13 protein-coding genes, 1 pseudogene and 1 other annotated feature are annotated in these 13,129 nt (G+C 33.2%); of the genes and pseudogenes, 13 read left to right on the top strand and 1 reads right to left on the bottom strand.

Features of this window, described 5'->3' with window-relative positions:
• Positions 1 to 6: 6 nt before the first annotated feature.
• The 6 genes from RVS70_RS04755 to RVS70_RS04730 all read left to right on the top strand — a co-directional run bounded on the left by RVS70_RS04755 (position 7) and on the right by RVS70_RS04730 (position 4,332).
• Complete coding sequence (locus RVS70_RS04755; protein ID WP_080668761.1) at positions 7 to 324, top strand: cupin domain-containing protein; 318 nt, start codon at positions 7 to 9, stop codon at positions 322 to 324.
• A gap of 950 nt (positions 325 to 1,274) precedes the next feature.
• On the top strand, positions 1,275 to 1,628 hold the full coding sequence (locus RVS70_RS04750) for a PadR family transcriptional regulator (protein ID WP_026682812.1): 354 nt from the start codon (positions 1,275 to 1,277) through the stop codon (positions 1,626 to 1,628).
• On the top strand, positions 1,621 to 2,346 hold the full coding sequence (locus RVS70_RS04745) for a pentapeptide repeat-containing protein (RefSeq protein WP_321132560.1): 726 nt from the start codon (positions 1,621 to 1,623) through the stop codon (positions 2,344 to 2,346). The genes RVS70_RS04750 and RVS70_RS04745 overlap by 8 nt, the downstream gene beginning before the upstream one ends.
• Positions 2,347 to 2,903: 557 nt before the next feature.
• Positions 2,904 to 3,521: a lysozyme inhibitor LprI family protein gene (locus RVS70_RS04740; RefSeq protein WP_034679703.1), complete on the top strand. Its 618-nt coding sequence runs from the start codon at positions 2,904 to 2,906 to the stop codon at positions 3,519 to 3,521.
• Positions 3,522 to 3,654: 133 nt separating this feature from the next.
• Positions 3,655 to 3,738, top strand: a complete 84-nt coding sequence (locus RVS70_RS04735) for a MerR family DNA-binding transcriptional regulator (protein ID WP_121605866.1) — start codon at positions 3,655 to 3,657, stop codon at positions 3,736 to 3,738.
• 198 nt (positions 3,739 to 3,936) lie between these two features.
• Entirely contained in the window at positions 3,937 to 4,332 is a 396-nt protein-coding gene (locus tag RVS70_RS04730; RefSeq protein WP_026682809.1) for a VOC family protein, read from the top strand.
• Positions 4,333 to 4,484: 152 nt separating this feature from the next.
• Here RVS70_RS04730 and RVS70_RS04725 read toward each other — a convergent pair whose 3' ends face one another.
• Entirely contained in the window at positions 4,485 to 5,399 is a 915-nt protein-coding gene (locus RVS70_RS04725; protein ID WP_321132559.1) for a DMT family transporter, read from the bottom strand.
• 118 nt (positions 5,400 to 5,517) lie between these two features.
• Between RVS70_RS04725 and RVS70_RS04720 the strand changes: the two genes are divergently transcribed.
• From RVS70_RS04720 to RVS70_RS04690, 7 genes and pseudogenes are all read left to right on the top strand, one after another.
• The gene (locus tag RVS70_RS04720; RefSeq protein ID WP_321132558.1) at positions 5,518 to 6,405 is read left to right on the top strand and encodes an AraC family transcriptional regulator; all 888 of its coding nucleotides are present in this window, start codon (positions 5,518 to 5,520) and stop codon (positions 6,403 to 6,405) included.
• Positions 6,406 to 6,528: 123 nt separating this feature from the next.
• Positions 6,529 to 7,236 (top strand): metallophosphoesterase family protein, encoded by a 708-nt coding sequence (locus RVS70_RS04715; RefSeq protein WP_034679700.1) that lies wholly within the window; start codon positions 6,529 to 6,531, stop codon positions 7,234 to 7,236.
• 223 nt (positions 7,237 to 7,459) lie between these two features.
• Positions 7,460 to 7,915, top strand: a complete 456-nt coding sequence (locus RVS70_RS04710; RefSeq protein WP_121604664.1) for an NUDIX hydrolase — start codon at positions 7,460 to 7,462, stop codon at positions 7,913 to 7,915.
• Positions 7,916 to 8,191: 276 nt separating this feature from the next.
• Positions 8,192 to 8,456, top strand: a binding site (T-box leader).
• A pseudogene (locus RVS70_RS04705) lies at positions 8,440 to 9,318 on the top strand (methionine--tRNA ligase); the annotation flags it as partial. (Overlaps the previous feature by 17 nt.)
• Positions 9,319 to 9,567: 249 nt before the next feature.
• Positions 9,568 to 10,680 carry a HesA/MoeB/ThiF family protein gene (locus tag RVS70_RS04700; RefSeq protein ID WP_162986368.1) on the top strand — a complete coding sequence of 371 codons (1,113 nt, stop codon included), beginning with the start codon at positions 9,568 to 9,570 and terminating at the stop codon, positions 10,678 to 10,680.
• A 19-nt stretch (positions 10,681 to 10,699) separates the two neighbouring features.
• Positions 10,700 to 11,629: a lysophospholipid acyltransferase family protein gene (locus RVS70_RS04695; RefSeq protein ID WP_166530056.1), complete on the top strand. Its 930-nt coding sequence runs from the start codon at positions 10,700 to 10,702 to the stop codon at positions 11,627 to 11,629.
• A gap of 24 nt (positions 11,630 to 11,653) precedes the next feature.
• Positions 11,654 to 12,919, top strand: a complete 1,266-nt coding sequence (locus RVS70_RS04690; protein WP_121604668.1) for an MFS transporter — start codon at positions 11,654 to 11,656, stop codon at positions 12,917 to 12,919.
• The last annotated feature ends 210 nt before the right edge of the window (positions 12,920 to 13,129 follow it).

The raw sequence follows: 13,129 nt of genomic DNA, 5'->3' as shown, positions 1-13,129 counted from the left end.
ATTATTATCCATTACCAACCTATAAAACTAAAGGACGAGTTATCTAAAATTAACGATTATTGGTCCCCACAAGTTATTGGTGAAATGAATGACGATCAAATTGAGCTTGTTAAAATTGATGGAGATTTTATATGGCACGAGCATCCTGATACAGATAAGCTATTTATCGTGCTTGAAGGGGAGATGTTCATCGATTTTCGTGATGGGCAAGTAAAAATTTCTAAAGGCGAGATGTGTATTGTCCCAGGAGGCGTCGAGCATAAGCCTTTCGCCGAAAAGGAATCACACATCATGCTGGTGGAGCCTAAAAGGAAAATAGACTGATAAAGCATCTAATGTCTGTTGGCAGTTAAAATAAGCGTCGAGTACTTACGTAATTCAGAATTGCGTGAGCACTTGACGCTTTTTAATAAAAAACCCTTTGTTTCGCTAAATGATGGCATACTTAAATTACTCCAATAAGAGCTTGATTACCCAGAGTACGCTTATTCCAATCTCCTAAACGCTTCTTTCTACTATTATGTAAAAAAGCAGCGGTGACGAAATAATAGGTACTCAACTCAATTATGATGCAATATAATATCCATTCTAATCCGGGGCTGGATCCAAGTGATCCAGTTTCTTTTCATAGACTAGGAAATGATGAAATTTGGCCTATATAATTATGGGCGTATTGGGCCGCGTCCAGCTCCAGCACCCAGAAACGAGGCGACTTCACGACCCCCTACGAAAAGTCATCATCGGCTCACAAGCACACCGTAATTTCGTTGTCTCCGTTGACTCGCTCTGTTTCTAATCGGGTGCTTACTTTTGTTATTCCCTAATACCCCCTCAATCCTTATCAATAGTGTTTTGGGCAGTATCCACCCATTCCAATTGCAGTCCTCACTATATCAATCTGCACGATTTTTTCAATTTATACGCAGTGTAATTCCCAACTGTAACATCATCCTAAAACTTCTACATTTAACATAATAATCTTTCTTCTTTCGTTTTCTAAGTGAAAACTTAGTACACTGACTTTAGGTTAACAATAGGGGGAATCTCTGATTAAGGAGAGATGTAGGACGATTTAGTCTGGGAAGGATCTTTTATAGTTTCCTATATCGAGACATCATTTTAATCGTAAAAGTATAATTGTCGTAAAAGTACATTGACGATCATAGTAATATGATGTATATTATAATTATAAGGAAGTGGGGCGATGATCAACGATACAACTGCCAATACACTGAAGTTAGAAGTATTGTAGGTATGGTATAGGAGGTGTGAATATGGTAAATAAGAAAGTTTCCTCGGATCTACTAAGAGGACATACCGATACAATAATTTTGAACCTGTTGATGACTGGAGATAAATATGGGTATAAAATAACCAAATTAATAGTAGAGAACTCAGCTGGGGAATATGAATTAAAAGAGGCTACCATGTATTCAAGTCTGAAAAGGCTTGAAAAAGATGGCCATATCGTGTCCTACTGGGGAGATGAGACCTCTGGTGGAAGAAGGAAATATTATAAAATTACAGAAAAAGGGAAAGACACGTATATCGAAAATATAAGGAACTGGGAGAACACTAAACGAATATTAGATCAATTATTAGAGAAGGGTGGATATGGAAATGAATGAAAAGTTAAGTAAATATCTGGATAATGAGTTTTCACCTTATGTGGAGACAAACTCAGTTAAGGAATTAAAAGAAGAATTAATGAATAATTTGCAAGAGAAATTAAATGATTTAAGAGAACAGGGACATGATGATGAAACTGCTTTTAGCATGACGATAAAATCTATTGGGGATATATCCGAAATGTTGGATTCTAATGCAGAAAAGCAAACTATGCTCCAGCAGCAGGAAAAGGAAATGGATTTCACTAAAATGGATCTTCGTGAAGCTGATTTTAAAGGGGTAAGTTTAAAAAAAGCAGAGTTTAGCAAAAGCGATCTAAGAGATGCCGATTTTACTGAAGCCAATTTATCTTATAGCTCATTTATCGTTTGTGATTTAAGGAATGTAATATTCGATGGTGCAAATCTTACAGGAGCTAAATTATCAAAGTCGGATTTATCCAAGACAAGTTTTAAACATGCCAAGTTGAATAATACAGATTTAAGCTATTCTGATTTATCGGGTGTTCCATTCGAAAATCAAATTTTCAATGGTACAAATTTTTATAGTTCGGGATTAAAGGGTACGAATTTTAAAAATGCTGTATTTAAAAATGCTTCGTTCAAGTATGCATACGCTTGTAACAAAGCGAATTTTGATGGTGCAACAATGGATAAGGTAACATATGCAGTACTGAAGAAGAATAAAGCAGATTTGACCAATGTTACAGTAATTTAAACTAAATAAAGCATTATTAGTTGGAACGGAGTTCATTAGACCTCGTTCCTTTTCTAATGGTTGGGGATCATAAAGTGGTTACCTTATTGTTATAAACTTATCGTTGGTCTTTCATCTAGTTTTTTCTGTTAAAAAGTTGGTATAGTCTAAAGAAGAAAGAGGGAGGAAAAAGAAGAGAGTGAGCAATAGTACTTATTTAGATTCAATCCTAAAATCAATATCAATCCAAGTTGAATTTAATTGAAATGAGAAGTGTAAGGATAGATCTAGATCATAAGTAATTTTAAAATATGATAAAATAAAAAAACATAACGAAGATTGTTAAATAGTGATAACCAGATACTTCAGTAATAGGATTTAATATGTGACGGGGGTTAAATAATGGAAGCCATTGAATTAGTAGAGTTGAACAAAGTAAACCAAATTCAATAGGTTACAAAAACAAAAATGAATGGCTTTCGGGAAAGTTTTAGGTAGATTAATTTAAGAAGAGCATCTTTTTTGATAAATTAAATATAGTCACGAGGAAGAATAATGAGAAGAAAGGTAGTATTTCAATGAAACGCAAATTCTTATTAGGCATGTTAACAGTAGTTTTAGTAATATTGACTGCTTGTGGAACCTCATCTGACGAGTCTACATTGGACAATCAGTCACCAAATAAAAACTCTAGTCAAAATACAAATGACGATTCTGCAAGTGCAGCTTCGACAGATAATGACACAAATACCAACAATACGAACACAGATACTGGAAGTAATGGTACCGATGAAAAGGGAGATACAACAAACAATGTACCAGCAAAAGATACAGCTAGTTTGAAGGATCAGTACCTTAAGAAATTAAATGATACGAAGAATGAAGTGGAGGAGATGCGAAAAAATCCGATAGACGATACAACATATGCGTTGAAAAAAGTTGAAGGAGATGCATACGATATTTGGGATGAATTGTTAAATGAAATTTATGGAGCCCTAAAGGAGCAACTACCTAAAGAAGAGATGGATCAACTAAGGAAGGAACAGCGTGAATGGATAGCGTACCGAGATCATACTGCAAAAGAGGCATCGCTAAAATATAAAGGTGGCACGATGGAACAGTTAGAATATGTAACGGTCCAGAACAATCTTACCGAAGAAAAGTGTTTTGAATTAGTTGAAGACTATATGAAATAACCCTTCATTATTACCGTGAAGGGGAATACGTTGAAAATTATGATAATTTAAAAAATATTGTTTATTATAAAATAAATAGTTAATACTATTTATACAGAACATTAAAATGATTGAAAGAATAAAATAATATACCATAGAAAGGTTCTCAAAAATATGTAATGTGTCTGTTAAAATATTACGGTATTATGATGAAATTGACTTATTAAAGCCTTCGTAAATAGATGTTGAAACGAATTATCGTTATTATGATTATGACAAAATTGAAGCAATTAAAATAATCTTGTTTTTAAAGCGTCTACATATTGATCGACTGTCAGTAAATGTCCTCAAAAAAAGTTATATGGAGCAATTGAAAAGAAGTTTGCCGGTTGTTGTTATGCTAACCTAGTAGTAATTTGCTAGAAGGAGGATAATTATGATAAAAAAGGCGATTCAACTGACATTGTTCGTCCATGATTTAAAAGAAGCGAAAGATTTTTACGTGAACAAGTTAGGATTTGTAGTACGGGAAGAAGAGGAGTTCGAACCAGGGTGGCGTTATCTTGCTGTTTCCCCTGAGAATGGTAACGAAACCATGATTGAACTAGCTGAAGCTAAAACTCCTAAACAAGAACAATTGATAGGCAAACAAGGCGGCGATACGGTCATGCTAATGTTTGAATCCGATCATATTGAAAGAGATGTTAGTGATTTGCAGGAGCGAGGAGTAGTTTTTCAAGGAGAGATACAAGGGGTACCAGGAGGTAAAGGGGTAGTATTTAAAGATTTATATGGGAATAATCTTGATTTATTCGAACCTAGAAAAGAATAACAAATAGACCTTTACCTTTAGTGAAAATTTGAGCTCCCCTTAATTGTTACTAAAAAACAACGAATATATCCTTGTTTACTTAGTTCAGATTAGAGACGCAAAGCCCTCTCAGCGAAAAACGAAACTAGTTAATCCTGGGGGGCTTTTTCTAATTAGACGGCGTGATTTTTTGCTGAAGAATCTTTATGTAAAGCTACTATTAAAATCATGATAATGATACAAGCTGTACCAACCCATTGGTAAATGCCAAAGGGTTGTTTTAACCAGAAAACAGTTGTTAAAACAGCTGCTAGGGGTTCAATACTACCTATAAGACTCGTTTCTTTAGGTGACAGGCTCTGTAAACTTTCTATATAAAACCAAAATGCAATCATCGTTCCGAAAATGATAACGAAGACTATATATAAATATGCTTCTAGCGTTAAGCTGCTATTGTTAAGTTCCCAAGGTGGGTGGATAAAGCTTAATGCAGTACCTCCGATAATCATTGCCCAGCCAACAATGACAAGCGAATCGTATTGCTTTAGCAAAGGAATGGCATACAACGTATAAAATGCTAAAGCTATCCCAGATAAAACACCCCAAACGATTGCTAGTAAAGGTACAGATAGTTGTGAGAATGAGCCATTGGTTAATAAGAAGAAGCATCCAACGAAAGCTAGCAAAATAGTTAACACATCTTTTTTTGTTAGAACAGATTGTCTGCTTAAAATGAGATAAAGAATAATCATTACTGGTGCTAAATATTGTAATAGTGTTGCTACCGCAGCATTGCCATGTTCAATCGAAGCCATATATGTGTACTGAACAGCAAGCATACCAAGTAACCCGAAAATAAGTAAATGAATAGCGATCCTTCTGTTTTTCCAAACAGCAATTATTTGGGAACGGTCTTTTTCAAAAAATTGAACTGCTAATAGTAATAAACCAGCCAGTAGTAACCTGGTCGCAACAAGCCAATCTACATCAATAGAGAATTCTTGAAATAGCTTTTTTGCAACTGTGCCACCAATCCCCCAAAATGCTGCTCCCGTTATTACAAGAAACATTCCTTTCCCTCTATTCATGATGAATTCTCCACCTTTATGATAAAAATAGTGTTATCATATGGATAATAATAAGAGGAGAATTCTTGGAATAATACGTAAATCGAATCAAAAAGTATAATTATATTGAGGTTTTGCTATGCAAATAAAAAATTTTATCGTTGACCAAAATTTAAAAGAATTAACGGAACATCGCACGGTTGTATTACCGCTTGCATGTTACGAAACGATGATTACTAAAAACATACATGGCTTTATACCACTGCACTGGCATGATGAAATTCAATTTGTTCTCATTATAAAAGGAGAAGCAATCTTCCAAGTTAATGAAGAAAAAATAACTGTTCGAGAGGGCGAGGGACTGTTTATAAATAGTGGGTGTTTGCACATGGCAACAGATGAAAATGATTCGGGCTGTATTTATATTTGTTTAAATGTATCTCCACATTTTATTTTATCTCAAGAGCTTTATACAACCCATGTAAGTCCGTATACGCAAGCCACTAATTTGCCTTACCTTCACTTGGATACAGAGGAAGTTTGGGAGAAAAATATTTTAGCTGCTATTGTAAACATCAATCAACTGATACAACAAAATCCCTCATGTTATGAAATCGATATTAGCATGCAGCTAACGATAATTTGGAAAAATTTAATCATAAATGGTTTTGATTTAGAGTACGAACAGGTAGAAAAGCTAAAGAGTCATCGAATGAAGCAAATGTTAAATTGGATACACACACATTATGCGGAAAAAATTCTTTTAGACGATATTGCACGTGCTGGTCAATTGAGTCGATCCGAATGTTGTAGATATTTCAAACGAATTTTAAAGAAAACACCATTGAATTATGTAACCGATTATCGAATTCAAAAAAGCTTAATTTTACTACAACAAATAGAATCCAATGTCACGGATGTTGCCTATGAAGTAGGCTTTAATAGCACAAGCTATTTCATTGCTCAGTTTCGCAGATCGATGAACATGACACCATTAGCATATAAAAAATATAAAAATAGCTATTAATGACCGCGAGTGTTGAAGAACATTGATATCTTGTGTGAACGGCACTATATACCTTTTAGCAAAAATGATTGATTATCATCTTAATCTAGTATCTGAAAATGTTAATACGTGGAGGTATTTGTTATGAAAATAGCAGCAATTTATGATATTCACGGTAATAACGTTGCATTAGAAGCTGTCTTAACTGAAGTGGCAAATGAAAAGGCTGAAAAAGTTATAGTTGGTGGGGACTTAGTCTGGGGACCGCAGCCTAGAGAAGTCATGGAAACTTTAATGAGATATAAGGATACATTTTTATTTATAATGGGTAATGCAGATAGAGAGGTAGCGCATCGATATAGCATAGAAGATGGCTGTCAGGATTTTGTAGCAGAAATAAATTACTGGTGTGCAGATCAATTAACAAGGGAGCACTTGAGTTTTTTGAAAGAATTGCCTGAGAGACAACGGATGGCTATTAACGGGTTAGGCGATGTATTGTTTGTACACGGTTCTCCAAGGAATGACGAAGAAGCAATAAGAGCTGATACCGATGAACGAGAAATTAATGAGATGGTAAAGGATACTGAAGCGAATATTATAGTATGCGGCCATACGCATATTCAGTTTGACAGATTAGTAGCTGGTAGGCGAATAGTCAATGCTGGTAGTGTTGGTCTACAGAGTAAAGCTAAGGGGGCTTGTTGGCTATTTATTCATGATGATGAAATAGAACATAAGGAAACGCAGTATGACATAGAAAAAGCTGTGAAGGAAATACTCCAAGGTACCTGTCCATATAAAGAAGATTTTGCTGAACATATACGAAACCCTCCAAATATTGGTCCATAATTCAATAAGTTATTACTTTTAATTCATCTAAAATACTCAAGATGTAACTTCTCCTTATTAAAATTACAGAGGCAGAAGAGAAAAAATTCTTAACACCACTATAGAAAATGGGGAGTTTAGAAGAGATGATTAAAAAATTATTAACCTAAAGATAATCCAGTTAAAATATTTTGAATTTATGGTAAAATGTATATTTTTATTTCAAAAAGGAGCAATAATTGATATGGCAAAAACTTCAGGCTGTTTTACCATCGTTTTTAATAAAAAGGGTTACATATTGTTAGTGAAGAGAAAGGATTATCCTGTCTGGGATTTACCTGGGGGAATGTTAGAAAAAGATGAACACTTAGAGAATTGTGCTATACGAGAAGCTAAAGAGGAAACGGGGTATATCATTTCGATTAAACGAAAAATAGGAGAATATTATCAACCTCAATTTGATGATTTACAACACATATTTTTAGGGGAATTGCTAGGTGGTACGCTAATTAAAAATGGTCCTGAAACAGATAAAGTGGATTGGTTTCATCCAAAAAAATTACCTATGTTTATGATTCCCAATAGAAGAAAGCAAATTAAAAATTTTCTTAGACATAAAAATACAGTAATAAAAGATTCAATAACCGTTTCTCGATTTAAAATTTCACTATTTAAAGTGTTTTTTAAGGTGTTTGGTTAAGTTTCTGCAATTCTTAAATAAGCATGTGGATGAACGTATTAATTTTACTATTAAAATAAATTGTTTTTATTGTAAGATGCTGAAGGATGTATAAAATATATTTTATTAAAAGAGTAATTGAAGTTTACATGCTAAATATGAGATTTGCATATATACAGTGGCCGTGAAATGCTGTTGGGTGGAATATTGAGGAGAGGTTAAATTGTACCGTTGATCAAAGTAGAAATATAATTTCCTATTGTGTTTATGAATATGAAATGTAATAATAAGTTAAATATAAAAGCAATGATGAGAAGAGTAAATCATTTTTATTCCGTTACAGAGAGCTTCGTTGGCTGAAAAGAAGCATGGAATTATTTGATTGAATATGGTCTCTGAGCTGCATAGTTGAACGTTCTATTGAGCGTTAGGCTATGACGAGATTTGGCACTCGTTATAAATGTCAGGGTATAAGAACTTTATCGTTCCGTACTTATTGAGGCTAATCATGTGAGTGGTTAGCAAATTAAGGTGGTAACACGAGAATAATCTCGTCCTTAGACAGTTGTTTTGTCTTTGGACGAGGTTTTTTATTTTCAAGAGATGAAAATAGTAAGGGAGGAAATAAGATGAATGTATTTATCGGAGGAGCATGGCCTTATGCCAATGGTTCACTACATTTAGGCCACATATCTAGTTTATTATCAGGTGACGTTTTAGCCCGGTATTATAGAATGAAAGGAGAAAATGTTCTTTATGTATCAGGAAGTGATTGCAATGGAACTCCAATTACGATTAGAGCAAAGCAAGAAGATGTAACACCTAAGGAGATTGCTGATAGGTATCATAAAGAGTTTTGTGCGTGTTTTGAAAAGTTGGGTTTTACTTATGATTGCTATACAAGGACAGATAGTGCCCATCATCATAGAATTGTGCAAAATATATTTTTGCAGCTATTTGATAATGGAAAAATCTATAAAAAGGAAATTGAACAGGCGTATTGCAATAGGTGTGAACAATTTTTACCCGACCGGTTTGTCGAAGGAACTTGTCCATAATGTGGACAGGATGCTCGTGGTGACCAATGTGACCACTGCTCAAAAATATTAGAACCACTAGACCTTATAAATAAGAAATGTAAGATTTGTGGTGATTCTCCAACTACGAAACAGACAGAACATTTCTATTTTAAGTTAAGTGCATTCCAAAAAGAACTACAGCAGTACGTAACTAATGCTAAAGTGAAGAACTTATGGAGAGAAAATGCGATTCAATTATCGGAAAGATATTTAATGGAAGGATTGCCCGATCGAGGAGTTTCAAGAGATTTACCAATAGGTGTTCCAGTTCCAGTAAAGGGATATGAGGAGAAGAAGATTTATGTATGGATCGAAGCTGTTTCCGGATATTATGCAGCCAGTAAAAAAAGTTTATAAAATTTTATGTTGTATTTAACTTTAATTCGATTTATTCGATTAATTTTATCAATACAAATATTCTGAATAATGATTTATGATATAAGTAGTAGGAGAAAGGAGGGTTACATATGAAAAAAATAGCTGAATTTGTACTAGAAGGCGATGCGAAAAATGGTTCTTGCTAACTATTTTGGCAGAGAAAATGGGCACACCAAATTTATGTGGTGTGCTCATTTTATAAGGAGGACAAATGAGTTGAAGAATATATATCCAATGATCAAATCTAGTGTAGGTGTTTTTAAAGAAAAAAATACTAAAAGAATTCACTTTGTTTTTTATTCTACTTCTTGTCATAAAGTTTTTGAAATCGAGAATGAATGTATTTTGAAATCTATATTATTAATGGATGGGACTAAGCCACTTTTGGATATTTTTTTAAAGATTAATCTCAATTTTCAGCAATTTACATATAAAGAATTAGAGGAGTGTACAGAACTGTTATTAAAAGAAGGAATTATCGAAAATACCAATGATCCAATAAGAGAACAGTTTACTACTGAAGAATTAGAAAGATATTCAAGGCAAGTGGACTTATGGAGTGATTACTGTGATTTAAGTTCTCCTTGGGAATTACAAAAGAATATAAAGGAATCTACTGTAGCAATTATTGGAATTGGAGGCATAGGTAGTTGGATGGCTACTTCACTAGTAATGGCCGGAATTGGAAATATTAAATTAGTAGACTATGATCGAGTAGAGCGACATAATATAACAAGACAATTACTTTACACTACTGAAGATATAGGTAGAGAAAAAATAAAAGTTATGGAGATGAAGTTAAGAAGTATTAATCCAAACGTAAACATATTCCCTGCTCATATGGAGATAGATGAAGGTACAGATTTGTCCCATATAGTAGAAAGTTGTGATTTGGTAATTAATTGTGCAGACAATCCAGATATTAATACTACAGCTCAATGGGTATCAAAGGTGTGTTTAAAGTATAAAGTACCCCATATAGTTGGGGGCGGTTATATAGGCCATTTGGGATTAATTGGTCCCACAATTATTCCAGGAAGAACTAAATGTTGGGATTGTTACCAAATTAATTATAAAAAAAGGAGGAAAGAAGGTAAATTATTAACTAATTTATTTCCAGATAGAAAGAGACATACTGGTGCAACAGCGTCCATTTCTTCTATAGTAGCCAATTTTCAAGTTTGGGATGCAATACGTCTTCTAGGAAGAATTGGGGATCCAAATATTATAAATAAAACTGGAGAAATAGATTTAAATAATTTATCCATACGTTGGAATAACTTAAGTGAAGATGATCTATGTGAGGTTTGTTCAGAGTACTATATATAAAAAATGGGAGGAAATTAAAATGGCAGATGGTATTATGGATTTTGATATTGTAGAAAGTAATCCAACGATCTATCAAATTTTGAGAGACTATCCTTTTGAGTTTTTGTATGACTTTCTTAAAAAAGGAATGAGTTACGAGAAAAATACGAAAATGGCAGAAAGATGGAGAAAATACAATAAAGAAATGGTAGAAATAATGAGAGTATTAAAAAGGGACTCAACAGATTGTGAAATAGAAGAATTTTCTAACCGTTGGACAGATTATTTGTTCTACCGAAATTTAGATATAAATCTTATTTCAATGTATGCTACACAACAAGACTTCCTTGAAAAACATGTTAGGTTTAAAGGCCTGCATAATTTAGATCATAGCTTAAAAAAAGGGAACCCTCCTGTATTAGTATCTTTGCATATGAATGCTTACCAAGCGATCGTTCCGTTACTTGCAGCCAAAGGTTATAGATTAAGTTATTTTATGGATAAACAAACTTTGAATGTATGGAATAGGATAGGTGAATCCTTTTTAGGTGAAGTAATGAATAAACTATCACCAATTGGATTACCACAAAACTCAGCAATTAAACAAGCTCTAAGAAATTTAAAAGAAGGTAAACCTTTGCTTATGTTTCCCGATTTCACTCTAGGAGATATGCCAAATGTTGAGACTAAATTCTTAGGATATGATGTTTTTGTACCCGTTGGACCAGCAAAGATTGCTACTTTACTTGAAAGTCCTATTATTCCAATCATATTAGAAAAAAGTAATAGATATCAATATACATTAAGAATTGAAGAACCACTTTTTGAACCAACAGATGTTAAAAATGTTGAGGAAATATCAATATCTATTTTTAAATGGATTGAGAAAGAAGTAAAACAGTGTCCGGAAAATTGGTGGTGTTGGTATATTTTCCGAGATAAGATACTTAAAACTAAGCAAGAGGTATGAGGCAAATAAAAGGGAAGTGACTATATGATAAAGGTTTTGAAAAACATAGAGTTTGTGAAATTATTAATTGGTAGACTTTTCTCCAATGCAGGTGACAGCTTATATGCCATAGCTTCTATGTGGTTAGTACAAGAACTAACTCACTCTACTTTTTATACTGGCTTAGTTGGTTTTTTAACATTATTTCCTCAAGCTTTAACTTTTTTGATAGGGCCCTTGGTTGACAAACTAAATTTAAAAAAAATCCTTGTTTATACTCAATTATTTCAATCTATATTAATTTCAATTATCCCTATTGCTTATTATGGAGATTTTTTGAGCGTTACTCTAGTGCTAATTATCATGCCAGTTGTTTCATTTACAAATCAATTTTTTTACCCTACACAAAATGTAGTTTTACCATATATGGTATCGAAAGATAACTTAGTACATGCTAATTCATTGTTCACTTTTACTTATCAGGGTACGGATCTTACCTTAAAAGCAGTAGGGGGGGTCCTTATTGGAATGTTTGGTGCTATTTCTATTTACATAATAGATTCAATTGCATTTTTAATTACCGCATTATTACTGTTAACTATTAAAATTCCAGAGAGGTCAATTCAGAAATCTGCTAAAAGTAGTTTTAAAGTAGAAGTAAAACATTATTTTTTATTATTAAAAGAAGGCTTTGCTTTTGTTATAAAATCTGTATTAATATGGCTCTTTGTAATATCATCCTTAGGAAATCTGATTATCGGGATGGTATTTGCTATTTTACCTTCATTTGCTGATAGATTTTCTGGTCCAGAAACTTATGGATTTATTTTAGCTTCTATGTCTTCAGGACTATTAATAGGTGCTTTAGCTGCATCTTGGCTATCTAAATACCCAATGGGATTACTTACAGTTTTTTTGTTTTTTATTGGTGGCACTTCTTGGATTATATCTGGTTTCATAAAAGATAGTGTATTAGTAATTATATTATTTGGTATAGCTTGGGTTCCTATGGGGGCTACAAATATATTACTTTTTACTTTTATTCAAAGTAACGTTCCAGAGTTGATGATTGGAAGGGTGGTTTCTTTAATAACAAGTATAAGTATGTCTTTAATGCCCCTAGGAGCTTTTTTGGGAGGGATTATTGGTGAAATTCAAAGCAGTCAATTCGTTTATACTATTAGTGGAACAAGCCTACTAATAATATCTTTATATTGTTTATTTCATCCAACAATAAGAAAAATACCAAAGATAAGCAATATTCAGCCTGAAAGATATGGATTAAATAACGTATTAAAAGAGAATGGGTAGAGTATGATTATTATTTTAATATCTGAATCAATTTCATAATTGCTGTTTTTAAAAATGCATAGAGTTGTTCCTTGATGATTTTCAAGTTTTTTTAATAAAGATCAATTTTATTTATGCAGCTTTTAGCGTCTTATGTTTCATTTCTAGTCTAATCCGATCCGCGGCTAATCTCGAGGCATTATAAACAAGCGTCACCAAATGGAAGTGAAG

Origin of the sequence: Virgibacillus sp. M23, assembly GCF_034190895.1 — a bacterium.
Taxonomy (GTDB): domain Bacteria; phylum Bacillota; class Bacilli; order Bacillales; family Amphibacillaceae; genus Virgibacillus; species Virgibacillus salarius.
Note: the sequence above shows the minus strand (reverse complement) of the source record. Positions and strands in the feature narration are given on the sequence as shown.